The sequence below is a fragment of the Alteromonas sp. R7 genome, from assembly GCF_055755235.1.
Genome location: NZ_JBVTQX010000012.1, coordinates 12641 through 37933 on the forward strand (window position 1 = coordinate 12641; position 25293 = coordinate 37933).

Genomic DNA, 25293 nt, shown 5'->3' on the forward strand with positions numbered 1-25293 from the left:
CTTTGCTGAATTAGTGATCGGCGAAGCATTAATATTAGGAGAATGATATGTCACTAACTAAAGCAGAAACCGCAAAAATCATTGCTGAGTACGGCGTTAAAGAAGGCGACACTGGTTCACCAGAAGTTCAAGTTGCTTTGCTTACTCACAACATCAACAAGCTTCAAGGTCACTTTGCTGATCACAAGAAAGATCACCACTCTCGTCGTGGTCTTCTACGTATGGTTAGCCAACGTCGTAAGCTTCTAGACTACCTTAAAGGCAAGAACGCAGAGCGTTACCTTGACCTTATCAAGCGTCTAGGTCTACGTCGATAAGACTAGGTTTCAAGAAAAGCGCCCAATGGGCGCTTTTTTTTGCAAAAATGTACAGCAAAGTGCAATACGCCCTAGTACATGTATGAAGCCAGCCAATTAACCTTGTGTTTGTACTACGCGTTAGTTCGACGGTATGTTTTGCTTTTTATCTTCAAACATCCGCTCATCTGCAATGTAAATTAACTCTTCTAGCGTCTTGCCTTCTTCTGGATAGCTCGCGTGACCTATGCTGACGCCAACGCTGAACCCGCCTTGTGTGGTAGTAATAGGCTGTGTAAGCTTTTTAGCAAGTCGGGCTTTAAGTGTCTCTACATTGTATTCAGTGCTTAGCTCGGTGATTACTACGATAAACTCATCACCACCAACCCGTGATGCAATATCGTACACGCGACACATGGATTGAAGCCTTTGTGCAAGCTCAACAAGAACTTCGTCACCGATAGTGTGGCCGTATTCGTCATTAATGGGCTTAAATCGATTGAGATCCAGATAAAGTAGCGTACACACCTTATTGTTTCTCTCTAATCGAGGAAGCTCATTTCGCATATAGGTAGATAGGGCAAGCCTATTCGCTAAACCTGTTAGCGTATCGCTATTTGCCAGTTTTCTAATTTTCTGTTCTGCTTCGACTTGCTCGGTGATATCAACATTAATTCCAAACATCTTGTTGCCTTCAATGCGACCATAACCGCTAACATGACGGTATTTGTCGCCAGCGGCTTTCACTCTAAAAATTGCGTGAAATCCTGAGCTATCTTTTATTGATTGCTCTATCTTTTGCTTCACATTGGCAATATCGTCATCGTGAACTGTGTATTCCCAGTCACTAAATTGACCACTAAAACCAGCTTTGGAGACATTGTAGATTTTATGCATCCACTCATCCCAAATGAGCTCGTTAGTAGCGATGTCCCACTCCCATACACCTATGTGTGCTGCGTCAGCGGCCATAGACATGCGGCGGTTTAACGTTTTAAGCGTTTGTTGAGCTTCCCGCCATTTTGTTACGTCTTCGGATAGTGCCAATATGTATTGAGGGGTGCCGTAGTTGTCATCAATGACAATCTTTTTGGTCTCAAAAAAGCGCGTCACACCACCTATATTGAGTTTGAATTCGTTAACGATTTGCTTTTCAGAACTTGAAAGTAATTGCTTATCGTCAGATACAAATTTCTTGGCCTCCGCCTCGTCGAATATATCAAAGTCAGATAGCCCCACGAGTGACGCTTTGTCGGTGCCCAATATTCTACTTCCCGCATCATTTACATGGGTAATCGAAAGGCTGTCGGCACGCTTTACAATCAACATATTGGGCAGTGCGTCAAACACCGTTTGTGCAAAAACTTCTTGGTTCTTTACGTCAGACAAATCTTTTACCGTACACACATATGAAATATGGTTTCCCGGCAGCAAATTAATGCGAAGTGTCAAAGGAAAAACCTTTCCGCTTTTCCGAATACCGTCCAAAGTTAAAGGCACGTTGTGCGCTGCGCTATTCTTTGCCGCTTTTTTTAATCCTATCAGGAGTGGCTCATGGGCATGCTCAGAAGGGCTCACAAGCTCGCGTATGTGAATGGTCTGAGGAGAAAAACTGTCGAGACCAAACATGCTTAACGCGACAGGGTTGGCAAATTCAACCATGCCGGCACTGTCGAAAGTCAATACGCCTTCTTGTACTGTATTTAACACCGCGTTATAGCGCTCTAGCAGTAACGTACGTGCTCGCAGCTCGATAAAAATAAGAATAGTAAACGCGAAAAGCATCACCATTAGCATGACCAAATAAGCGAGGTTTTTGGTTTCTGGCTCTTGTAGTATTTGCGTAGAAGGCAGTGCATATACGTGCATAGACAGCATACCGGTGTAATGCATACCGGATATAGCACTGCCCATTATAATAGCTGGAACAATTTGTTTAAGTATTCGCAGTTGCGAAGTGGTGACATATTCATGGGTTTTTAAAGCAATACCTGCCAGACCGACGGCAACCACAATAGACAAAGAGAAGTACCAGCCATCGTACGCCATGATGGCATTCATCTGCATTGCCATCATGCCGATGTAGTGCATGCTGCCAATGCCAAGTCCCATATATAAACTGCGAAGCAAAAGCGAGTTAGCTTTATGTGGCAGTTTACTCATCACAACAATACTCGCAAGAATCGCGGGTAACACAGAGAGTAGGGTTATGAAAGGGTCGTACGAAACCTCAAGAGGGAGCTGATAGGCAAGCATCCCAACAAAATGCATCGCCCAAATGCCAAAACCAAGAAAGCACGCTGATGCCAGCGACCAAAATGCTCGCTCATTTTGTAACTCTGTTTGCGACATCTTCGCAGAAAGAACGAAAGAGATAAGGGAAGCAGATATTGCAATAACAACAGAAGCCACCACGAAAAATACATCGTAGTTAGCCAATATTTCAGCACTAGGGGGAAAATCCTTTACCGAAAAAAAATGATAATGTCCGTTTTTCAAAGTCTTAAATTGTCTTATCAATAAACTACTACTAAATGTAGTAGTTTCATTTATTTACGCAACTCAACTTTGCTCGCTGTTTTTGTAGAAGAGCGAACTGCATTTTGCATAATAGTTAGTTCACGGCTTGTTAGGTTACGCCACTGGCCAGGTTTTAGTGAGCCGAGTTCAAGGTGCATGATTCGGGTTCGTTTTAGTTTGGTGACCTCGTACCCTAAAAACTCACACATTCTGCGGATTTGTCGATTAAGACCCTGAGTTAGAATAATGGTAAATGTATTTTTGCCCGTGGGTTTAACCACACAAGGCTTCGTCACCGTCCCTAAAATTGGTACTCCGCGAGACATACGGTTGACGAAGCGCTCACTGATTGGTTGGTTAACCGTAACTTCGTATTCTTTGTCATGAGCATTTTCAGCGCGCAGGATCTTGTTCACGATGTCCCCATCGCTGGTTAAAATGATTAAGCCTTCCGATGGTTTATCTAACCTTCCTACGGGGAAAATACGTTCCTTGTGACCGATAGCGTCAATAATGTTGCCTTTGACATGACGCTCAGTTGTACAGGTGATACCAATGGGTTTGTTATAGACAATATATACGCGATCTGACTTGTCTGAGGCAACGGCACCTACAACTTTACCGTCTACCTTTACAGTGTCACCAGGCCCCACTTTCGTACCCAGTTCAGGTGGTTGGTTATTAACGGTAACGCGATTTTGCTCAATGAGTTTATCCGCTTCACGGCGAGAACACAGGCCAGTGTCGCTAATATATTTATTTAAACGTTTGGGCGCTTGCTCACTCATTGCGCATTAGGTCCTATAGATTTCAAAAGAGGGCAATATTATCACGGCAAAAAGAAAGGGGCGATTCGCCCCTTTCTTTTTTATGCGTTAAACCGTGGTTTTTATTCTCGGTTGTATACTATTACAACAGATTTAATCTGGTTTACTGGTTACCTGCAGCTGAAGGAGCCGAACCACTTCCACCCGTTGAACCACCGCTAGATACTACTTTGGTTGCTATATCGCGAATTTCGTTTTCCAAACTGGTAATGCGGCCAGATAAGGTCGTATTGCGTTGCTCTAACACAGACAATTTGTCGGTTAAATTGCGTACGCTTTGCTGAGCGCTTTGTTTATCGCTTGCTGCTTGCTCAAGTTGAACATTAACAGCGAGCAGTTCATCAGCTAACGAAGCAAGTTGATTCTTAACCGAGCCAATGGCCGCCGCTTGCGATTTTACATTTTCTGAAACTGAGTTGATGTTCTTATTCAAGGCGTTTTGAACGTTACCCACGCGGTCGCCAAGATCAGCAATCTCTTGTTGATTACGACGCCAAGCTGACGCCCACAACTTATCCATTTGTTCCCAAAGCTCGTTTGTCTTGTTGGTTAGCTCAGTAACTTTAACTTGCAGGGCAACAGTAGATTCACCAATTTCTTCACCTGTAGCAGATAACTTGTTTTCTAACTGCAAAATGCGCTGCTCCGCTTGCTCAGCAACCGCTGTCTGTTGCTCAAGCATGGTGTACAGGTAATAGCAACCACCACAGGCGGCCAAGGCGATGACGGCAACGAATACAACCCAGATTCCATTACCGTTTCCACCACCAGAGGGTTGGCGGTTTGCTGATGGGGCAGATGAAGGTGGAGGCGTTGCTTTTGTTGGCGCCGCCTGACGTTTTGTTTGGTAATCACGACGGTCTTCTTCATCCAATCTAATGGTTGGAAACTCATCGTTTTTCGAATTATTTGCCATAGTAAATTTATAATCTCGTTATGTAGTGCTAACTTCATCGCATTTAGATGCTTTAACTCAATAAGAAGACAGCACATTTATATTTGCGCGCTAAAGCATGTTATCGCTAAATTAAAGGAAATTCTACGGCTTATGCTCAATGTCAATTATACATAAGCCATAAAATCCGAGAATTTCCTTAAAGCGTAGCGCTACTGCTTATCGCCGATCCATTCAACGCGATACAAATCTCGTCTTCTATCAAGATAATTCCGCACAGAACCTTCATTTTGAAGCTTAGTGAGTTTATCCAAATCCAAATCAACAATGAGCGTCATTTCTGTGTTTGGCGTGGTCTCAGAGACAATTGCGTCATGTGGGAACGCGAAATCACTTGGCGAGAAAACCGCGGTTTGCCCATATTGAATATCTACGTTGTCCACTTTGGGTAAGTTACCTACGCTACCTGCAATTGCCACGTAGCATTCATTTTCAATAGCGCGGGCCTGCGCACAGCGTCGCACGCGCAAATAACCGTTTTTGGTATCTGTCCAGAAGGGAACAAACAAAATTTGCATTTCCTGATCGGCAAGAATACGCGCAAGCTCTGGAAACTCCACGTCATAGCAGATCAAAACGCCGATTTTGCCGAAGTCGGTATCAAATGTCTTAAGGCTGTTTCCGCCTTTCATTATCCAATCTTCTTTTTCGTGAGGTGTTGGATGAAGCTTATACTGGCTTTCAATCGTGCCGTCGCGTTTGCAAATGTAGCTGACGTTATAGAGCTCTTCCTCTTCTACCACAGGCATAGAACCTGCGATAATCGTAATATTGTACGATACGGCCAAATGAGACACGGCAGTTAAAATCTCATCGGTATAGGTCGCTAAATGCCAAATTGCATCAATTGATGAATCTGACGGGCTCAGGCCCATTAATGGCGCGTTGAAAAACTCAGGGAACAGGGCAACGTCGCAAGAATAGTCAGACAAGGCATCGACGAAGTACTCTACTTGTTGTAAAAGCTCTTCTACATTATTGAAGTAACGCATTTGCCATTGAATACATCCGATTCGCGCGCTGGTCTTCCTGCTGGCGATGAGGGAAGGCGTGCCCGGTTCATAATAAATATTGTGCCACTGAAGTAGCGTCGCATAACCCTGTGAGGCTTCATCCTCTGGAAGGTAAGCCGACATGACTTGCTTGACTTCAAATCCATTTGAAAGTTGAAAAGTTAAAATGGGGTCGTAGATGTCTTTGAGCTTGACTTGCTCAATGTATTCATAAGGCGACAGCTCATGCGCATGGTTTTTATAGTTCGGGATTCGACCGCCCGCCATAATGGATTTTAGATTCAAATTACGACAGAGCTCTTTACGCGCTTCGTAGAGACGACGACCAAGGCGTAGACCTCGATACTCGGGTGAAACAATTACTTCAACTCCATAAAGCACATCACCGTTAGGATCGTGTGTGGTCAAATAAGCATCACCCGTAATTTCATCGTAGCTGTGTTTATCCCCAAACTGGTCATAATCTACAATCACTGAAATGGCGAAAGCGACCACTTTGCCTTTATCTTCAATACATATTTGCCCATCGGGAAATGTAGTAACTTGGGCTTTATAGTTAGAGTAAGGCCATGCGCCTCCAACGTTGGCGTATACCTCATCCATTAACGCTTTAACATCGTTGTAGTCGTCCAGTCTCAAGTTTCTTAAGTCTAGATGATGTTCCGTTTCTTCTATTTGTGTTTGATCTTGACTCATGGGTTACTCTTTTTGCTAAAAATTTTAATACGTACATTGCGTATATCTTTACTAAACCGCCTTGCCATGCGTTTTTCAACTGTTAATTACAATCCGTATGTTCAGACGTAATGGCAACGGAAACAAGGGCAGAAGAAAATTCTCTCAATCAACCCTCTTAAAATATACACCTCGGTTTACTTATTGATTTAGTTTACCTTTACCGTCATTTGCTCACTTTAAAATTGATATTAAATAAGCAAGAAGCGTGCGACTTCTTAACGACAAATAATTTTTCTTTTATCGATAAAAAAATAGCGCGGAAAATGCGTGGTGATGCAATTGCTATAGGATTCAACCCCGCGTATAAGTTCGCTAGTTTTTTAACGTACACAACCCGCTCCTAACTACACGATTAGTTAACCGCTCAAAGGTAGAAATGCTCTGATGAATAGAGAACAACTTGCGTCGTATCAGCCTCTTCACGTTTTCGATGAAGCCATATTTGAAAATATCGTCGATGACTTAGTCACGAAAGGCTTTTCTATTCAAGAGCATGGTTTACCTGATTTCATTACACAAGCACTTTTGGCCTGCCAGCGTTCAATCTCTGAAGCTGAATATCAAGCGGCAGGTATTGGTCGCGCAGAGAATTATCAAAAGGCTGAAAAAGTTAGAGGGGACGAGATTTGCTGGATTACAGGTTCATCTAGCGAAGGCGCTTTGTGGCTTTCGTGGTGTGAAGCCATGCAGCAGTATGTAAATCGTTCGCTCTTTATGGGGCTTTTTTCTTTTGAAAGTCATTTTGCCTGCTATGAGCCGGGTAAATTTTTCAAACGCCATGTAGATGCGTTTAAAGGTCAGGGCAATCGCGTGTTGTCTTTAGTCGCCTATTTGAATGACGACTGGACTTCAGAAGATGGGGGAGAACTCGTGCTCTACGCTGATGAAAGTGATCTAATTGGAACAAGGGTGCTGCCAACGAAAGGTACTTTCGTTGTCTTTTTGAGCGAACAATTCCCTCATGAAGTATTACCTGCTGCCCGCAGCCGTCACTCGGTTGCAGGTTGGTTTAGGGTTAACGGAAGCGTTAACGACGCGATTGATCCGCCTCGATAAAAGCACTAATCACGTTGTGAAACGCACGTGTATCTAAAAACCAAGACTTATGTATAATAAGTTTAGGCTGTATGCGCGCTATTATTACAAAACTGGTTTGAATTATGGGCCAGCTCCTCTCGCGCACAGCTCGCGCAACATTGTGCCGTCGCAATAGCAAGTATTCTATTACGACGCTTAGGGAAAAGACGTTAGAAGTGATTGGTAAATGCTGGAAAAAATACCTGCCCCAACCCCAAGAGAAGAATTACATGTGCTGGTTATCGATAACCAGGGGCTTGTACATGATGTAGTGTCATCAGCTTTGCATGAAATTGGAATAAAAAACGTAAGCAGTGCTTTTAATGCCTTTCACGCGAAAAGGTTATGTGCTGCAAGACAATACGACTTTGTTTTACTGGCGTTTAACGTCAGTCACGACAAAGATGGCTTTCACCTTTTTGAAGAATTAAAACACCTCAATCACATCAACGACACCACCACGGTCATTTTTCTCAGTGCAGAGACATCGCCTGAATTGGTTAATTGTATTGTTGAATTGCAACCGGATGACTTTTGGGTCAAACCTCTTCAGCGCAACAAAATTGAGCTGCGTTTGGAATACCTTATCCAAATAAGGTTAAAGCTACATAAAATGCTTCATTGTATGCAGGTGGGGGACTATTCCACCGCTATGTACTATGCAGAGCGCCAGTTAAAAGATCCTTCGCTATCGGAGTATCACACCAGAATTAAACGCTTAATTGGTGATTGCTTATTGCAGCTTCGCGATTATCAAACTGCGGAAGACTACTTTAGAAGCTTATTGCAGAGCATGGATCATGCGTGGGTTCACATTGGTTTAACCCGGTCGTTGCTTCGACAAGATGAATTAGAAGAAGCCCAGCTACTGGTTGATGACTTATTGCAGCGCCACGACACGCGATTCTTAACCTTTGACTTGCTTGCCCAGTATTTCATAGAGAAAGAGCAGTTCGATATTGCCTACGAACAAATGAAAGAGGCGAGTAGGCTAGCACCTCGCAATATTGAGCGTAACAAACGGTTATGGGATCTTGCTCGATTGAACCACGATAAGGCAGGGCAACTTTCAGCCGTTCAGAATATGGCAAAGTTTGCTAAAAATTCTATCCATGACTCACCTCAGCTAACGCTCAATGTTATTCGTTCAACCATTGATTTAGCCACAAGCCTTGGCAGTACAGAAGGCGAACGCTATATGAAACGCGCAGAATCTGAACTGGAAGAATTGAAACAACAAAAGGGCATGCAGTCTCAGCTTGGCGAGCAGATTGACGTCGTAAAAGCGCGTGTCTTGTGCTTGCGAGACGACAAAAAAGGGGCTGAAAAGTTGATGAAGGATCGTTCGGCGTCTACCGACGGCCTCTCAATGGAGGATAGCCTCGATAAAATGAAAGCATTTCACGAGTTAGGAATGCGTGAACACTGTGTGAGTATTTTAGATAAGCTTAGAAAGCAAATTGAAGGAGACACGTTTACTTCTCAAGTGGTAAATGAATACCTGAATCAAGAGTCGATTGAACGTACTGAAATTCAATTTACCACAAAAGAGCTTAAGCAAATGGCTGCGGTTAACTATAAAGAGAATCGGTTGTCGCCAGCTTTCAACAATTTATGCCAAGCACTAACACTGTCGCCTAAAGACAAACAAGTTGCGCTTAGCTTGTTGAAAGTTATTACTCAAATCCACTTAGGGGATAATTTAACAGACGAGCACATGGAAGCGGCCCATAAAGCGGCGAAGCTTCTTTTAAGTAGTGACTTGTCGCCAACCCAGGCTGAAAAGCGGGATCAGTACATAAGCCGAATCGGCATTGAGGTGGATGACAGTAACGCTGCTGACTTAGTTGGTGTGGTGGCTGTTAAAGCATAACGGTTACTACACAGACTGTCATTGAAAAGAGTACCAATAAAAAAGCTGCCTCCATTGAGGCAGCTTTTTTACGTGAATGAAGCACACCCGTTAAGCGTGTACTTCATTTTTTCACTTTTTACTTCTTAACAGTAGTCGAACGACGACGAAAGCCAATCGCTGCAGCTAGCAGGGCAAGAATTCCTCCCATTGCTCCACCTGAGCTATCATTGTTTTCTTCTTCCTCTTCAACTACGTCTGCTTGTAGGTCAAAGGTTGCGATGAATGGGTCGTGATCTGAGCTTCTAAATGGACCAACATCAGTAAAGGCGTAACCGTCTTCATCTGGGTAATAACGAAGCGCTTGATCGTACTGCAACTGGTAAGCTTCAACTGAGTTGATGTTCCAGTGAGCACCGTCAATGGCGTCTTCAAGCATGGCTTCACTTGCTAGTACGTGATCTAAACTACCTACCTGTTCAGTTCCGTAGAACCAATATGAGAAGCCTTCTGCATCAAACTCTTCAGCCAAGTTGTGATAGCCGAAGCTAGACTCTACGTCCACTGACGAGCCTTCATCCATACCTGTATTGACCGCAGTCGTAATAGTGTATCCACGAGACTCAGGTGTGTAATCGGTAAGTACAGCTACTGGATCTTCAGCGCTATAAGCGTTTAAGTCGCCTAAGATAACCTTGCGCTCTGGCAGGCTCTCATCACTTAGCGCGTTGCCTAATGTGATAGCTGCCGATACACGAAGTGCGTTACAGCTACCCTGAATCGTGGTAATTTCAGACGGCGCTTCTGCCACATCTTCTGCACACTGTGAACCTTTTGATTTAAAGTGATTCACGGCAACAAGGAACGATTTGCTGCTTTCAGTGTGTACAAACGATTGAAGAAGGCTTGGGCGCATGCGTGCCAGGCTATCTTCATCAATTTGTTGCTCTGGCATAGCAACTACCATGGCATCATTTTCTGGCGTCACTACTGTAGCTTTGTATAACAAGCCTACAGTAATCGCATCCGTACCAATTTCACTGCCATCACTGGTTGCGATGAATGAGTATTGCTCGGTTTCACCAAGTTCGGCGTTAATAGCATTAACTAGAGATTGGATAGCGCTATCTTCACCAAAACCATCGTTTTCGATTTCCATCAAACCGACAACGTCTGCGTTAAGGTTAACGATAGCTTCAACGATACGACCCTGTTGCAATTCAAACGCCACTTCATCGTCTGCGCCGCGGTTTTCGTCATAATCGAAATTTACGTCGCCATTTGCATCTACTTCACCATTAAAGTAGTTAAGCACGTTGAACGTAGCAATAGATAGGTTGCCTTCTGTAACCACTGGGTTTGCTTCGCGAGAAGACGTTACTTCGATAACGTCGCTTGGATTAATTCTGTAAGTGCCAAAACTGTAGTTTAGTGGGCCAGCAGCAGAAACCGAATCACCAATGCGAATGGCATTAGCGTAGCTGAAAGTAGGGAAGTAATTAAGTGCATCTGGGTACTGCGAGCTGCTGTTATCTTCGATTGTAAGAAGGCTTGTCTCGCTCGCTTCTTCTGCCGCAGTATAAGCTTCTGACAGAGGCGCAGCTACGTCGCTTGGTTGGCGTTTAATTGTATCGCTAACAACGATTTCACCAAAACGCCACAGGTTGTTTGTACTCGTCACTGTTGCATCAGTCACGCTAACAACCATACCTTCAACGGTTTCAAGGTCAAGTTCGTACGGCATAGAAAGTTCTACCGCTGCTACAGCATCCGCTGTACCACAATCAAGTGCAGCCACATCACTATCCATAGCAAGTGTGGTCATACCGTAGTTTTCTTCTACTTCACCGTAAAAGCGAACCAGGTTACCTGTTTCAACGTCGACAGAACCTTCTACAAATAAGCCTTCAGACGTGGCGTCGTCAGCGTCGTAATCAGACGCTTCTTCTTGGACAAAGAAGCCGCCAGCACGTGTGCCAGTTACAATAGCTTCAATTATAACGTTATTGCCAACTTCAGCAGAGCTGCTTTCACTGCCCTGTATAGCACTAATAAGTGTCGCGTCTGCACCGCAAATACCTAGCTCAACAGCAGGCTCTTCTGGAACTTCTACAACGTCACCGCCACCTTCAGTGGTAAATGTACCCGCTGGAAACGGCGTTGCAGCGTCAGTGTTAGTGGTCGAGCCATCAAGCGCGTCAACACCACTGTAAGTCCAGTTAGATGCTTCGAAACTGCCGCCATTTGCTGTTTGACCTGACGTCCGGTATGCCCAACCGTCTAGGTACTCCCACGCGGTGCCACTACCGTCGGTGTTGATATCGCCAAACGTGTCAATAACGCTGCCATCTTTAAAAAGCTCAATAGCATCGTCACCATTAATACCCATTGATGAAGTATCGTAGTCTGGTGCAGAACCGAAAAACGCAGTAAATCCATCAATTTCTGATGCTACGTAGATATAAGTACCAGCGCTTGCAGACGTACCAGCTGGAAACGTAAACTCTTCGCCATCAGTACCGCCGCCGTTGTTTGCAGTTCCAAGGGCATAGGTAGATAAATCTGCTATGTCATTGACTACGAAAAGTTCAACTGCTTTTGGAACACCACCGCTTAACGGTCCATCGATAACACCACTAATGACTAAATCGTTAGCTTGGATGGCGGTTGAAGAAAGTGCAGAAATGATTCCTGCAGATAGTAAAGTTAATGATGTTTTCACGTCATTTTCCCTTTGTAGTTTTCATTATTTTTAATTCACATAATTACTGCTTCTGCTTTTGCCGAAATAGAAAAAACAGAGTGATATGTGAAGCGCAATTTTCTTATTGCTTGAACTACACTAAGGGCATTTGTAATGGATAGGAATGACTTAACCTTATTCAAGCTGTTTTTAAAATATTACTTAGATATCAAGTTCTTATCATCTACAGGTAAGTTTACTCATACCTTTAACTCTTAACCAAAAGCTAATATAGGTGTTAAGTAATGCTAACGACACGTCTATGACAACAGTCCGCCTGGTAAAAAATACGCTTTTTCTTGATATCTTTATTTCAGCGCACGAGTGAACAGCGCATGATCATCAACTACTTGTTCTGTATAAAGATTTGCTATTTTTACGAGCAGGCTTTTTACTTGAGAAAAGGACGTTGATGCTGACGACGCGAATCGTGTACTTCTTCTATCGCCTCGGCAGTGAGCTAGCGCAAGGCTATACCCGCACAATTCGGCAAAATACTCAAAGCCACCATTTATCGCTTTATTTCCCATTGCAATATCTTGTGGGTCGATTCCCACTTTAGCGTGATGTCGGGAGCGAACCAGGTAATGCGCATTTTCAAACTTAACTTCATCAAGCACTAAGTCGGGTTTTCTTTGCATTCTTCGTTGGCATCGAGCTGTAAGGTGTGCAGCATTTAGGCGATTAACCGGGTTAAAATCTGGAAAGTAATAAATAGGCGCCGCAACACGTTGTTGCTTAACCTCGACAATATGACAATGCGCAAAGCTTGCTGAATTATGTGGTTTTGCTGGTCCTACTAAAAAGTAGTAGCGCGCCATATTTACCGACCCGGTGCCCGCGTCCAGGCGTTTCACTATATCGACTACCGCATCGTCCATGTAGGGAGCAAAAGCTTCTAGTAGCGTGGCGTATTCTTGTGGGCTTAGGGTAGAAAATTTTTCACTGTTGGCCTTAAACCCCAAGGTCTTGCCATCAAAATGAACGGCTTTAGCCAGCGCACTTTTAACCGTGAAGTCTTCTCCTCCTGCGCTGCGAGCTTTGGCTTTTTTATATAGTTTGGTCAGCTTGCTTGGCACGGCATCTGGACAGTAGTCTATGGCTTCATTGATCACCATGGCGTTTTCTACTACTTGGCTACAGATTTCTACATAACGCTCAATAAATGCGTATTGCGCATTAATAACCTGCTGGTGGCTGACAACAGGTTTAGTGATGTCGATGTTATCGCACGCATACTTTCCATCAACGGTGCCTAGGCAATGTATCTGGGCAAGGTGCAATGAAGTGAGATAACGAAGCACATCCCAATGTGCTTTGCCGACACACGCATCATCAAAGTCGTTGGGTGAGAAGATCACTGTATCTCCGTGAGACCCTTCTTCTGTGAGAAAGCCAAAATTGGAAGTATGACAGTCTCCCATCACGCTGGTGAGGGGAACTGTCTCGCATTCTCTAGGAAAATTGATAAGGCCAGCTTTTATATCAGCGTAAAACAACTGCGCACTGCCTCTGTAGAAAACAAAGGGGCTGGCCTCCATTTTTGCATGCTTTGCCAAAGTGCGAGATGGCGCGTGTCCATCGATTAGCATTATTTCGTGGGAGATGCGCTGTAGTCGGGAATGGGTCATAGTTTTCTCATTCAGCAGAGTTTAGCCGGTGAAACCGTATTGCAAAACAATCAATCTATTTTGGCTCAATTTTCATCGTTCAATTCAATAACCTGATTAAGCGATTCATTTTTACCAATTAGTTTTTTGTGATTGTGCGCGCTATTCTTATCACCAGTTTCGAGAGACATGAATTTCGCGTTACGTGATTATCTTCACAAAACTGCAAAACCATGTCGACACAATAAACGTAAAGTTTGTATTCGCATGTGTTTAACGTGCGAAAGTAATTTAAACCAAATGGAGAATTAAACATGGCATTGATTAATACTGCTATCAAACCTTTCAAAGCAACTGCATTTAAAGACGGCGAATTCGTAGACGTAAGCAGCGAAGACATCAAAGGTAAATGGGCAGTTTTCGTATTTTACCCAGCTGACTTCACATTTGTTTGTCCAACTGAGCTTGGCGACATCGCTGACAAGTACGAAGAACTTCAGTCACGTGGCGTAGAAGTATTTTCAGTATCTACTGACACTCACTTCACTCACAAAGCATGGCACGATTCTTCTGACACGATCAACAAGATCAAATTTGCAATGATTGGCGACCCAACAGGCGAAATCACTCGTAACTTCGATTGTATGCGTGAAACTATGGGTCTTGCTGACCGCGCTACATTTGTTGTTGACCCAGAAGGCATCATCCAAGCGATGGAAATCACTTCTGAAGGTATCGGCCGTGACGCAGATGACCTAGTACGCAAAGTTAAAGCCGCTCAGTACGTTGCAAACAACCCAGGTGAAGTTTGCCCAGCTAAGTGGAAAGAAGGCGAAGCAACTCTAGCACCTTCACTTGACCTAGTAGGCAAAATCTAAGCAGCACGCTTAGCGCTTCGTGCATTGCACAGTATTAAGCAAATAATTTGTAGGGAGTGGGTCTCCACTCCCTGATATTAATTTCCAATTTCCGCTTATGTTGTTGACCCTTCAAAAGGTTGGCGGGGATCGGCGTGTCGAAAATAAGGCAGAATAACCGTGTTAACTAAAGAAATTTTACAAGCATTGAAATCATATGCAGAGTCAATGCAAAAAAACGTAACCTTTGTCGTACAGACCGGTGAACATAGCAAGCGTGAAGAGCTTGTGACGTTTCTGTCCGACATTGCTTCAGTAAGCGAAAAATTAAACGTAGAAGAGCGTGACACAAATGATGAGTTGCGCAGTGCAATCAGCTTTTTGTTGGAAGCTGACGGCGAAGATACGGGAATTCGTTTTTCTGGTATCCCTGGCGGTCACGAGTTTAACTCGCTTGTACTTGCCATGCTGCATGCAGCGGGTACTGAACTTAAGCTAGACGATAGCGTTAAGTCGATGGTGAAAGCGGTGAATGAACCACTTAATTTTGAAGTGTTCATTAGCTTAAGCTGTCACAACTGCCCTGAAGTCGTACAGGCACTTAATCAATTTGCTTTGATTAATCCTAACATCAAGACCGAAATGATCGACGGCGGGTTATATCAAAATCTAATTCAAGAGCGCGACATCCAAGGTGTTCCTAGCGTATACCTTAATGGCGAGCTATTCGCGAATGGTAAAGTTGATGCCTCTGTGCTTATCAACAAGTTAATTGAACGCGACCCTAGCCTTAAAGAAGCAAACAAAGGCGATGCGTTACCACTTCAAGACGTAACGGTTATCGGTGGTGGTCCAGCAGGCGTTGCTTCGGCGATTTACAGTGCCCGTAAAGGCCTTAAAGTTGCCATTGTTGCTGAAACTTTTGGCGGCCAAGTTAAAGATACCATGGGTATCGAGAACCTTATCTCAGTACCTAAAACAACGGGCCCTGAGCTTGTTGGTAACTTGATGGAGCACGTACGCGATTACGACATAACGCTTAAAGAGCACGTACGTGTTGATAGCATTGAGAAAGGCAACATTAAAACCATTACGCTTTCTTCTGGCGAACAGATCCGCACTCGTACGGTTATTGTTGCGACAGGCGCACGCTGGAGAGAACTTGGTGTTCCGGGCGAAAAAGAGAACATCGGTAATGGTGTTGCGTACTGCCCACACTGCGACGGCCCTTTCTTCAAAGGTAAAGACGTAGCGGTCATTGGCGGTGGTAACTCAGGTATTGAAGCAGCACTTGACCTTGCAGGCATTGTAAAATCGGTGACGGTATTTGAATTTATGCCAGAACTAAAAGCGGATAAGGTACTTATCGATCAAGCTCAAAAGCGCGATAATATTACCATTATCAAGAACGCGGCAACGCGCCAAATTACTGCTGAAAATGGCAAAGTAAACGCAATTGAATACCAAGATCGCTCAACTAACGAAGTGCACACCCGTGAACTTGCAGGTGTATTTGTTCAAATTGGACTTGTACCAAACAGTCAGTTTATGAAGGGCACGGTAGACATGACGCAGTATGGCGAAATTATTGTTGATACTAAGTGTCATACATCTGAGCCGGGTATATTTGCAGCCGGTGACGTAACAACAGTACCGTATAAGCAAATTGTTATTTCGATGGGCGAGGGCGCGAAAGCATCGCTTGCTGCATTTGAATACTTATTAAGCCATGAAGTAGTTGAGTCTGAACAGGAAAGTGAAGCGGCATAGTCATTAGCCTTTCACTTCTCATGAGAGTTAAAGCCGAGCTAACGCTGTTAGTTCGGCTTTTTTGTATGCGCGTATCTTTATGTTACTTAACAACCTCGGTTAACGCGTTTTCTGTTACTTATTAATGTTAATGTGAATGATACTGGTTATCATTTGTGTAAATTTTTGCTAAATTAGACGAAAGTACTAATGCAGCCTTCAGTTCACTTCATTCTTGTAATAGGTGAATTGATGGGTCTTAAAAATTAATAACAGAAAACACTCAACATGAATAAGAAATTACTCAGCTTGGCGGTAGCGGCTATCTTAGTGTCTCACGCACATGCTCAGGAAGATGAAAGTGGCGCTGGCTCAGCTATAGATAAGCGAGAAGCAACAGCGGAAAAAGCAGAAGCGAATGCAGTAGAAAAGATTGAAGTAGTGGGCATGCGTTCTCCGTTTGGCGCAACAAAAACAAATACACCCATTGTCGAACTCGCCCGTACAATTTCCATTGAAACCGCATTAGATTTAAAGCAAAAAGGTGTGTTAAATCTTTCTCAGTCTGCCACCTATATGGCGGGTGTGACGGGGGAGTCTTACGGATACGCCACCCGAGTCGATTCAATCTCTTCCAGAGGATTAAGTATTCCGCGCTATCGCGACTCAATTCAAGAGTTGTTTGGCAGCTATAATTCTACGCGAGCTGAAATTTACACAATGGAACAGGTTGAGCTGCTTAAGGGGCCTGCCTCTGTACTTTACGGTCAGGGCTCTCCCGGTGGCATAATGAACTATGTGTCAAAAACGCCGACGTTAGGCAAAGGAAGCGAAGTGGTGTTGTCCTACGGAAACTTCGACCGCGCGCAAGTTGGGGTGGATGTAAACGGCAGCCTGTCTGAAGATGATAAGTGGATGGGGCGTTTTGTTGGTATATATCGTAATGCTGACTCTCAGGTTGATTATGTTAGCGATGACACCCAAGTATTCATGCCGTCACTGTCCTTCATGCCTTCTGACGATACAACGCTAACGCTTATCGGGTTATTCCAAGATACTGATAGCGATACAGCAGCGCAGTTTATTCCTGTGGAAGGCACATTATTGCCTTTGGCTGACGGCACTTATTTACCCGACCAAGATGTTTACGCAGGTGAACCAGGGTTTAATAAATTTGATACTAAGTCGGACCAAGTTACTTTGCTTGGCGAGCACTTGATTAACGATACAACGTCACTTTCATTTACTGCCTTATGGCGAGATGGTGAGGCAGACTACCACCAAGCGTGGCCCACTTTTACGGGCGGTACTCGCTATCTAAACGCTTTTGTAGGGGCACCGGTCGCGCCTACCGATACCTTTGTGCCAAGAACGTTTTATCAAGCAGACAATACGTTTAATCAACACGCTTTTGATATTCGTGTAAACAAGGGCTTTGTAACAGGCGCTTTCGAACATGAATTATTAGCGGGTGTACAATATCAACATGTTAAGACTGACGCCAACTCTGCTTACTATGCTGGTGGTGGGGTATTACAAGGTGATTTTAGGTACATTCTGGACTTGGCTAACCCTGAGTACACAGGCGCACCAGAGCAAGCCATTTTCGACACAATCTACAACGATGCGCCTGAACAGACAGTCACGGACACGGGGTTATACCTGTCTGATCAAATTTCCTATGAAAACTGGCGGGTAACGCTAGGCCTACGTCACGACCGCGTTGATAATGATACGGGCGTAACTGAGCAGGATGACACGCAAACATCATACTCAGCTGGAATTTTGTATCGTTTTGACAACGGCATTTCTCCCTACCTTAGTTACGCTGAGTCGTTCGAGACGGTAGTGGGACTAGATAACAATAACAACCAGCTTAAGCCTGAAGAAGGTCGTCAATACGAGGCAGGGATTAAGTATGAACTCTCGTCAGTACCTGGTTTTATCACGCTGGCGTATTACGATATTGAAGTTTCAAACCTTCCTAATCCTAACGGATTACCAGACGAAGCGGCGCAACAGCAAGGCGTAACGACCATTGAAGGGATTGAGCTTGAAGGGCGCGTAGACTTTGGCCAGATAACAGCGCAGTTTGCGGCGTCGGTCTTGGATGCAGAAGATCCTAACGGTTTTTCGTTGTCAGCACAGCCAGACAGCAATTCATCCCTATGGGTAAATTATTCTCCACTTGAGCTTGAAGCGCTGACGGTAGGAGCTGGTATTCGCTACGTGGGAGAATCAGTTTCTGAGAATGGTATCATCAGATACGACACGCCTAGCTACACCCTTGGTGACCTGATGGTGTCGTACGAGCTAGCAGATAATTTGAATTTGCAGCTGAATGTAAGAAATGTGACCGATAAAAAATATCTCACGTCTTGCTTATTCAGAGGTGACTGTTTCCCTGGTGTACGCAGAACAGTGAACGCGTCGCTAACCTATTCGTTTTAAGGATTTATCATGCTTTCAGTTGCAGCGGGTGGTTTAACACTTGCAGCCTTAGGTGTTATTTATAAAAGTTGGCGCGCTCAAGCGTCAACGTATCTTTATTTGGGTCTTGTCGTATGGCTAGTTGCAGCAGTGTGCTGGTCTTATGCTCAGGGGTGGGAGTTTGGCGTGCTGTATGTGCTGTGTATCCCTTCCATTTTAGTGTGGCCTTTTATTGCGTTTAACCAAACGCATTTGCCTCAGCCAAAAAATGTACCTCAGCCGAGGAGCTTTGATTTCTCGCGACGTACAGTTCTAGGGAACATCGCAAACTACATCGTGGTGCTGGTTGTTTTATTGGTTGTGAGCGTGTTATTGACGCTAGGACTATGTGCGCTACTTCCATTCTCAATAGCAGGGAAGTTGGCTACAGGTATCGTGCTGTTGCCAATTTTTTGGGGTCTTATTGTTTATCACTACCTTGCTACCGCCCACAAAATTAAAGTTGTTGTTGCTTACGCAGTTTTGGCTGCGCTTTGCCTACCAATACTTATTTTCTTCCCCATGTAGGTGAATATCGATGGATAAAATAACAAAACAAAATGCATTAAATGCACATACTTGGGTAGGCGTTTTTCTAAGTGTACTTCTCTTTTTGGTGTGCTTATCTGGGACCGTTGCGGTTTTTCACTTAGAGTTTGAAAGGTGGGAACAGCCGCATATTGAAGAAATGAAGAATGTTTCTCCTGATGTTGTTGAAAAGGCGATGGACACCTTTTTGGCTCAGAATACGCAGGAGTCTCACCATCTTTATGTGGTTTTCCCTACATCAGATATCCCTCGGTTGGTGGTAGAAAACGATCATGCTGCTTACTTTGCCGACAGTGAAGGTAACTTATTAGAGCAAGAAAGCGTGTCTTTTACCGAAATGCTCGTGAACTTGCACTTGTATCTCAATTTGCCACAAAGTTGGGGAATGATTTTGGTCAGCGCTTTGGGCGCTATCATCTGTACTCTTGTCGTCACTGGAATTATTGCTCACAAACGAATAGCAAAAGATGCTTTTAAACTTCGACGGGGTGGCAACGGTCAGCAAGCACAAATTGATTTGCACAACCGTTTTGGACTATGGGCAGCGCCTTTTCATTTAGTTATAGGTATAACAGGCGCATATTTTGGTATGGCAGGGATCATTTTGGTGGTTGTTGCCTCACTAAATTACGAAGGCGATCGCGACGCGGTTATCCAGAAAATCTTTACGCCAGACCCTGTATTAGCGCCACAGGAAGGTAAACCGGCTATTGGTAGGGCGTTTGCACAAATGGAAACGCTAGCGCCAGAAAAGTCGCCAATATTTTTAACGGTACACGAAGTCGGTGAACCAGAGCAGTTCATCGAAATATATGCCAAGGCACCCAATAGAATGATCTACGCAGAAGGCTATCGATTCGATACGGCGGGTAACTTTATCGGTGTGGCCGGCTATGAATTCGGTGAATGGGGTAAGCAGTTGGTATGGGCGATGTACCGTTTGCACTTCGGTGACTTCGCCGGCCTTACCAGCAAATGGCTGTACTTTGTTCTTGGTGTAATGCTGACCATGCTTTGCGTGTCGGGTATGGAGATTTGGCTGTCTAAGAAGGCGCATCCGCCGTTAGCAAGCAGGCTTTGGTACAGCACGGTGTGGGGTAGTGTGAGTGCACTCGCATTAACTGCTGTAGCAGATATGTTTTTTACAGGCTCGCTCATCGCCGTTTTTTGGTGCCTTATGCTACTTAATACCGGTATTACAGTGGGAGTTAAATCACTCACAAAGCCGATATGGTTGCTTATATCAGGCCTAAGCGTAATGGTGTTACTCATAGCCTATGCGGCTGTGCACCAAAGCGCGACGCTATCGGTTGCGTCACTTCAGCTTAATATACCTATGGTGGTGTACGTGGTGTGGAGTGTTTATCGTGCTAATACGCTGATTAAGCGAGCTAAAAATGCAGAAACACAGATTGAAGCCGACGCGAGTAACAGCGCGCCTCAATCAGCGCAAGAAAAAAGAGTGAATGCGTAAATCTTATCGTAACTATTAGGGGCTCACAGGAAGCCCCTTAGTTACGCTTCTTTCTTTTCCACGTACCGCCATACATATAGCCATTGCTGGCCTTTGCTCGTTCTTGACAAGCTTTGCATACTATACGCCACGTGTCTTCATCACCACATCGAATACGAAACTGTGTGTTGGCATTGATACCGCAGTTGTCACAGGGTTTTGGTAGCCGAACTCTGTCCTTTTTTCCCACTCTAAAAGCGTCTCTTTTTTTTCAATTAATAAATTCTCTGATGCCTATTTTTTATCACAGGTCACTGCGCATAAGCTCGAAAACTTAAATCACTTTTGCGATTGCAACGGCAATAGAAGAGCCTTTTTCAACGGCTGCGCCCCATAATTTCATTAATAACGACGGCCTTTTTGTCATTAGGAACAGCGCTTCATCTCTGTGATGTTGTTCATCTGCTTGGCATTGTCTAAACCGATTTATAACGTTTGAAGGGGGGATGGCTAACGCAGAAATGCGCTTACATTGTTCTTCGTAATGCGAATCTACGAACTGCTCTACTCGGTAAATGGTGTAGTAAAAGCAACTTATACCGCAAAGTCTTGGAATAAAGCCGGTGATAAACCCAGAAGCTATCCATACAGGTAAAATAAAACTTCCCCTGAAAAGCGGCATTTCGTTTTCAAAGACGGCGAGGTGTCGTCTTTCCGTTTTAAGGTGCTCATGTATGAAGGGTTGTGCCTCGTTGTTTGTGCCAGAAAAATTAACCAGTTTTAAAACACATTCGGCAAATAGAGCACCACGGTATATCCAAACGGCTCCCGTCTCTCCCGCGTGGCTCGCACGTAGTTCTTTGTCTACTTGCTTAGCGTGATTATCTCCGAGTGTTTTTGCATAAAATGGCATGACGTACCTCTGTAGCATTTTATAAACAAACGATCTGAAGGGGGGAATGGATGCTACCTAACGAATTTGTAATGCATATTCAAATATGCGCTATTTAGAAAGCTCTGGATGATAGTGTTCTATTTATAAACGAAAGCAGAGTATCGGAGGGTTGCTTGCTATGCTTGATAGATACACAACATGCGTTGCTTGCAGGAGAGCATAAATGAAGGTATTCGGTGGCGTTGTCATTCTTGTCATAGGGTATTTACTATTGTGGCCAGTTCCCATTGCGCCAATAGGCTGGCAAGCACCGAGCAGTAGCGGATTTTCGGGGGAGTTTGCGGAAAACAACCGTCTGGCAGATCTTTCGCTTATTGAATTAGGCGCAGATAAAGGGCCGGAGGATTTTGCGATAAACGTTGCGGGAACTATTGCAACCGCTACTCATTCTGGTGCGGTATTACTCAAGAAAAAAGGTGAGGCAGCATTTACTCCATGGATTAACACTGGTGGACGCCCGCTCGGTATCGAGTTTGATACCAACGGCAACTTATTAATCGCCGATGCACATCGCGGATTGCTAATTGCAGACCCTGAAGGTGAGCTAACGGTATTGGTTAACCAAGTAGAAAACACTAAAGTTGTATATGCGGACGATGTGGATGTTGCCGACAACGGCAATATTTACTTCACTGACGCAACCACCAAGTTCTCCGCCAAAGAGTATGGGGGAACGCTGCAAGCGAGCCTGCTAGAAATTTTGGAACATAGAGGCAATGGCAGGCTTATAGAGTACGACCCAGTACGTAGAACGAGTAATGTACTGATGGATGGTTTGGTTTTTGCGAATGGTGTCGCAATAAGCCATGATCAAAATTCAGTGTTGGTCAACGAAACCGGTAAATATCGCGTGTTGCGCTATTGGCTAGTTGGGCCAAAACAGGGTCAAGTAGAGGTCGTGATTGATAATTTGCCGGGATTCCCAGACAACATCAGTCAGGCAAATAGCGGCGCGTACTTTCTGGGTCTTGCTTCGCCTCGCTCCGCTCCCGTTGACGCTCTATCTGACAAGCCTTTCATTCGTAAAATTGTACAGCGTCTGCCACAGTTCATGCGCCCACAAGGTCAAGCATACGGGCACCTTGTTAAAATAAGCGAAAGCGGAGAGGTTTTACAAAGTTATCAAGACCCTAGTGGTGCATTTCCCTTTGTTACAGGCGCAATACAGACAGATGAAGGTGTATATGTGAGTAGCTTAACTGCACGGTCGGTAGGTGTGTTGCAGTTAAACTAGAGACGATAATAAGCATATTGTTACGGCAGAATAAGTAGTTTTCTTTTCTACCGCGATAGAGCGATACGCGTCACGAATGAAACTTACTCATCAACTCTGCAACACGTTTTCTTACATTTCGAAACATTTTAAACTTTTGTTATGTAGTTACGCTTAGAAGGATATGTCACTATCGGCTATGCTAATAAAAGTTGTTTTTAGCACAAGTTTAGTAGTTTTGGGCTAGCCGTTTTAAAAGGATATTTTCTAAATCATGAAAGCGTATACGTATTCTTCTGTTGCACTTGCAGTCACGATTTCTCTTCTAGCTGGATGTGGAGGCGGCTCAGGCTCGTCTAATACCCCTCCTGTGGTGACAACGCCTACCACGCCAACGACACCTGTAACAACAGAGCCAGAATGGGAAGCGGGGGTGTATGAACCGCAATCTCAATATCTAGCGAAATGTGAGACTCCTAGAAGCGGTATTGATCCTTTTACTAATAGGGCTTACCCAGATACACAAGGTACCGCCATGGATGAAAAGCTGTGGCTACGTACTTGGACTAATGACACTTACTTGTGGTACGACGATGTAGATGACAATGACCCTGCAAATTTCTCAGTGTTGGGATATTTTGATCAGCTTAAAACCAATGAGCTAACGCCAAGCGGTACGCCAAAAGATAACTTCCACTTTTCACAGGACACTGCCGAATATAACGAACTGTCTCAATCGGGGATTTCATCGGGCTATGGGTTTGATTGGGAATTTGGTTCAACAACCGTGCCGAGAGAACTAACAGTGCGATTCACTGAGCCGGGTTCACCTGCAGCTACTGCTGGCGTGCCTCGCGGTGCGACCCTTTCGCGTATAAACGGCGTCGACTTTGTCAATGACAACACGCAGCAGGGCGTCAACGCGATTAATGCTGCGCTGTTTCCGGAAGACGCAGGTACGGTTACAAGCTTTGAGTTTGTGCAGGTTGATGGTTCAACTCTCTCAGTAGACATCACCTCCGGCGATATCAGCGTAACGCCGGTTCAAAACGCAAAGGTACTCGATACCGAAAACGGCAAAACGGGCTACTTCCAATTCAATACCTTTATCGTTACCGCGCAAGAAGGATTAATTGATGCGTTCGATATGTTTGTTGAAGAAAATGTGACCGAGCTCGTTATTGACCTTCGCTACAACGGCGGAGGACGTTTGGCGCTAGCTTCACAGCTTTCCTATATGATAGCGGGTCCGAACCAAACCAATAACGCAACCTTTGAAACATTGCGTTTTAACGATAAAAACCCAAACACCAACCCTGTCACCGGAGAGACCATTCGTCCAACACCGTTTTACCGCAATGTTATTGACTATAACGCAGGGCAACTTACCGACACGCTTCTGCCTAGCCTTTCGCTGACGAAGGTTTACGTTTTAGCCACGGGCGCGACATGTTCAGCAAGTGAAGCGGTAATGAATGCACTTCGTGGTATTGATGTAGAAGTAGTGCAAATTGGCTCTACTACTTGTGGTAAGCCGTATGGGTTCTACCCAACAGACAATTGTGGTGAGACTTACTTTACTATCCAGTTCCAAGGGGTGAATAACAAAGGGTTTGGTGATTATGCTGATGGTTTCATGCCTACCACCACGCCTAATTTCGATTTTGAGTTGCCGGGGTGTGAAGTTGAAGATGACTTTACCGCAAGCTTGGGTGATCCAAATGAAGGGATGCTGTCAGCTGCATTGGAATATGCTGCTACAGGCTCATGTCCCGAAGTTGTCACGTCAAACGGCGTGGCGGATGTCAAAGCACTGCGCAGTAACCAAAGTGCGTTAGGGGACGAAAAGCTCATTCCTATCGACAAGCCTGAACAACGCAAAGAGAACTTTATTTTACACAACAAAATAAATCAGCCTGTTATTCAGGAGCGCAAGTAATGTCGCTTCTTAATAAAAAAGGAAAACTGCTAAAAGGAAGACTGCTAGCAGCACCTCTCGCCATACTTTTGCTCTCGGCGAGCGGATGCGCGACAACGCAGGAGGCTGAGTTACACGAGGCAGTAACCAAATCCACTAGTGTGAGTCAAAAGCAAGCTATTGAAAGTAAGATCAGCAACTGGTTTGGTGGTCTAAACATAACGATAGCCGAGGATGCATTCAGTAAAACCGCGAGCATTACGATTGAGCGTAAAGCAAAGGTAGATGGCAGGGGATTACCTTTTGACGGAAGGCACGACAACCCTGTTTATAGCTTTACGCTGCTAAGTGATGGTGAACAGTGCGTGTTGCGTAACGACCAAAGTGGGGAACTTACCAAGCTTGAAAATGTGACCTGTTATATAGTGGACGAGGCATAAGTCGGGATAAATCGACGAAAGCGCAATGTCATCGTTGACAATAGGCCTTAAAAAAACGC

18 protein-coding genes are annotated in these 25293 nt (G+C 44.5%); 11 read left to right on the plus strand and 7 right to left on the minus strand.

Annotated features, from left to right (window positions below; all coding sequences use genetic code 11):
- The first annotated feature begins 47 nt into the window (after positions 1–47).
- Positions 48–317 carry a 30S ribosomal protein S15 gene (rpsO, locus tag AC0J2X_RS17075; RefSeq protein ID WP_012518257.1) on the plus strand — a complete coding sequence of 90 codons (270 nt, stop codon included), beginning with the start codon at positions 48–50 and terminating at the stop codon, positions 315–317.
- A gap of 120 nt (positions 318–437) precedes the next feature.
- Here rpsO and AC0J2X_RS17080 read toward each other — a convergent pair whose 3' ends face one another.
- The 4 genes from AC0J2X_RS17080 to AC0J2X_RS17095 all read right to left on the minus strand — a co-directional run bounded on the left by AC0J2X_RS17080 (position 438) and on the right by AC0J2X_RS17095 (position 6307).
- Positions 438–2795, minus strand: coding sequence for a diguanylate cyclase domain-containing protein (locus tag AC0J2X_RS17080; protein ID WP_239244518.1), 2358 nt, complete (start codon positions 2793–2795; stop codon positions 438–440).
- Between the two features lie 50 nt (positions 2796–2845).
- A complete protein-coding gene (rluF, locus tag AC0J2X_RS17085) occupies positions 2846–3604 on the minus strand; it encodes a 23S rRNA pseudouridine(2604) synthase RluF (protein ID WP_014949260.1) in 759 nt (252 codons plus the stop codon).
- A gap of 142 nt (positions 3605–3746) precedes the next feature.
- Complete coding sequence (locus AC0J2X_RS17090) at positions 3747–4559, minus strand: hypothetical protein (protein ID WP_472996229.1); 813 nt, start codon at positions 4557–4559, stop codon at positions 3747–3749.
- 191 nt (positions 4560–4750) lie between these two features.
- Positions 4751–6307, minus strand: coding sequence for a bifunctional GNAT family N-acetyltransferase/carbon-nitrogen hydrolase family protein (locus AC0J2X_RS17095; RefSeq protein WP_014949262.1), 1557 nt, complete (start codon positions 6305–6307; stop codon positions 4751–4753).
- Between the two features lie 426 nt (positions 6308–6733).
- Between AC0J2X_RS17095 and AC0J2X_RS17100 the strand changes: the two genes are divergently transcribed.
- Both AC0J2X_RS17100 and AC0J2X_RS17105 read left to right on the plus strand, forming a co-directional pair.
- On the plus strand, positions 6734–7405 hold the full coding sequence (locus tag AC0J2X_RS17100) for a 2OG-Fe(II) oxygenase (RefSeq protein WP_472996230.1): 672 nt from the start codon (positions 6734–6736) through the stop codon (positions 7403–7405).
- A gap of 208 nt (positions 7406–7613) precedes the next feature.
- Complete coding sequence (locus AC0J2X_RS17105; RefSeq protein ID WP_472996231.1) at positions 7614–9299, plus strand: response regulator; 1686 nt, start codon at positions 7614–7616, stop codon at positions 9297–9299.
- Positions 9300–9417: 118 nt separating this feature from the next.
- Here the strand turns inward: AC0J2X_RS17105 and AC0J2X_RS17110 are convergent, their stop codons facing one another.
- On the minus strand, positions 9418–12000 hold the full coding sequence (locus AC0J2X_RS17110) for an ExeM/NucH family extracellular endonuclease (protein WP_472996232.1): 2583 nt from the start codon (positions 11998–12000) through the stop codon (positions 9418–9420).
- Between the two features lie 329 nt (positions 12001–12329).
- Positions 12330–13652 (minus strand): DUF2252 family protein, encoded by a 1323-nt coding sequence (locus AC0J2X_RS17115; protein WP_472996233.1) that lies wholly within the window; start codon positions 13650–13652, stop codon positions 12330–12332.
- A 299-nt stretch (positions 13653–13951) separates the two neighbouring features.
- Here AC0J2X_RS17115 and ahpC point away from each other — a divergent pair, with 299 nt between their 5' ends.
- The 5 genes from ahpC to AC0J2X_RS17140 all read left to right on the plus strand — a co-directional run bounded on the left by ahpC (position 13952) and on the right by AC0J2X_RS17140 (position 20729).
- Positions 13952–14509: an alkyl hydroperoxide reductase subunit C gene (gene ahpC, locus AC0J2X_RS17120; RefSeq protein ID WP_425291745.1), complete on the plus strand. Its 558-nt coding sequence runs from the start codon at positions 13952–13954 to the stop codon at positions 14507–14509.
- Positions 14510–14668: 159 nt separating this feature from the next.
- Positions 14669–16258 (plus strand): alkyl hydroperoxide reductase subunit F, encoded by a 1590-nt coding sequence (ahpF, locus tag AC0J2X_RS17125; protein WP_462586251.1) that lies wholly within the window; start codon positions 14669–14671, stop codon positions 16256–16258.
- Positions 16259–16525: 267 nt separating this feature from the next.
- Positions 16526–18688, plus strand: a complete 2163-nt coding sequence (locus AC0J2X_RS17130; protein ID WP_462586250.1) for a TonB-dependent siderophore receptor — start codon at positions 16526–16528, stop codon at positions 18686–18688.
- A 9-nt stretch (positions 18689–18697) separates the two neighbouring features.
- Positions 18698–19234: a hypothetical protein gene (locus tag AC0J2X_RS17135; RefSeq protein ID WP_342341117.1), complete on the plus strand. Its 537-nt coding sequence runs from the start codon at positions 18698–18700 to the stop codon at positions 19232–19234.
- Between the two features lie 10 nt (positions 19235–19244).
- Complete coding sequence (locus AC0J2X_RS17140; protein ID WP_342341118.1) at positions 19245–20729, plus strand: PepSY-associated TM helix domain-containing protein; 1485 nt, start codon at positions 19245–19247, stop codon at positions 20727–20729.
- Between the two features lie 313 nt (positions 20730–21042).
- Here AC0J2X_RS17140 and AC0J2X_RS17145 read toward each other — a convergent pair whose 3' ends face one another.
- The gene (locus AC0J2X_RS17145; protein WP_462586249.1) at positions 21043–21621 is read right to left on the minus strand and encodes a demethoxyubiquinone hydroxylase family protein; all 579 of its coding nucleotides are present in this window, start codon (positions 21619–21621) and stop codon (positions 21043–21045) included.
- Positions 21622–21826: 205 nt separating this feature from the next.
- Between AC0J2X_RS17145 and AC0J2X_RS17150 the strand changes: the two genes are divergently transcribed.
- The 3 genes from AC0J2X_RS17150 to AC0J2X_RS17160 all read left to right on the plus strand — a co-directional run bounded on the left by AC0J2X_RS17150 (position 21827) and on the right by AC0J2X_RS17160 (position 25234).
- Complete coding sequence (locus AC0J2X_RS17150) at positions 21827–22897, plus strand: SMP-30/gluconolactonase/LRE family protein (RefSeq protein WP_239257637.1); 1071 nt, start codon at positions 21827–21829, stop codon at positions 22895–22897.
- Between the two features lie 253 nt (positions 22898–23150).
- On the plus strand, positions 23151–24815 hold the full coding sequence (locus AC0J2X_RS17155) for a S41 family peptidase (RefSeq protein ID WP_462586248.1): 1665 nt from the start codon (positions 23151–23153) through the stop codon (positions 24813–24815).
- Complete coding sequence (locus AC0J2X_RS17160; protein WP_472996234.1) at positions 24815–25234, plus strand: hypothetical protein; 420 nt, start codon at positions 24815–24817, stop codon at positions 25232–25234. The genes AC0J2X_RS17155 and AC0J2X_RS17160 overlap by 1 nt, the downstream gene beginning before the upstream one ends.
- Positions 25235–25293 lie beyond the last annotated feature (59 nt).

What these genes read in the sequence shown, in the direction of transcription:
- AC0J2X_RS17100 (WP_472996230.1), top strand. Translation starts at nt 6,734, where the DNA reads ATGAATAGAGAACAACTTGCGTCGTATCAGCCTCTTCACGTTTTCGAT.
- AC0J2X_RS17145 (WP_462586249.1), bottom strand. Translation starts at nt 21,621, where the DNA reads ATGCCATTTTATGCAAAAACACTCGGAGATAATCACGCTAAGCAAGTA.
- AC0J2X_RS17115 (WP_472996233.1), bottom strand. Translation starts at nt 13,652, where the DNA reads ATGACCCATTCCCGACTACAGCGCATCTCCCACGAAATAATGCTAATC.
- rluF (WP_014949260.1), bottom strand. Translation starts at nt 3,604, where the DNA reads ATGAGTGAGCAAGCGCCCAAACGTTTAAATAAATATATTAGCGACACT.
- AC0J2X_RS17090 (WP_472996229.1), bottom strand. Translation starts at nt 4,559, where the DNA reads ATGGCAAATAATTCGAAAAACGATGAGTTTCCAACCATTAGATTGGAT.
- rpsO (WP_012518257.1), top strand. Translation starts at nt 48, where the DNA reads ATGTCACTAACTAAAGCAGAAACCGCAAAAATCATTGCTGAGTACGGC.
- AC0J2X_RS17150 (WP_239257637.1), top strand. Translation starts at nt 21,827, where the DNA reads ATGAAGGTATTCGGTGGCGTTGTCATTCTTGTCATAGGGTATTTACTA.
- AC0J2X_RS17155 (WP_462586248.1), top strand. Translation starts at nt 23,151, where the DNA reads ATGAAAGCGTATACGTATTCTTCTGTTGCACTTGCAGTCACGATTTCT.
- AC0J2X_RS17105 (WP_472996231.1), top strand. Translation starts at nt 7,614, where the DNA reads ATGCTGGAAAAAATACCTGCCCCAACCCCAAGAGAAGAATTACATGTG.
- AC0J2X_RS17160 (WP_472996234.1), top strand. Translation starts at nt 24,815, where the DNA reads ATGTCGCTTCTTAATAAAAAAGGAAAACTGCTAAAAGGAAGACTGCTA.
- AC0J2X_RS17130 (WP_462586250.1), top strand. Translation starts at nt 16,526, where the DNA reads ATGAATAAGAAATTACTCAGCTTGGCGGTAGCGGCTATCTTAGTGTCT.
- AC0J2X_RS17135 (WP_342341117.1), top strand. Translation starts at nt 18,698, where the DNA reads ATGCTTTCAGTTGCAGCGGGTGGTTTAACACTTGCAGCCTTAGGTGTT.
- AC0J2X_RS17095 (WP_014949262.1), bottom strand. Translation starts at nt 6,307, where the DNA reads ATGAGTCAAGATCAAACACAAATAGAAGAAACGGAACATCATCTAGAC.
- AC0J2X_RS17140 (WP_342341118.1), top strand. Translation starts at nt 19,245, where the DNA reads ATGGATAAAATAACAAAACAAAATGCATTAAATGCACATACTTGGGTA.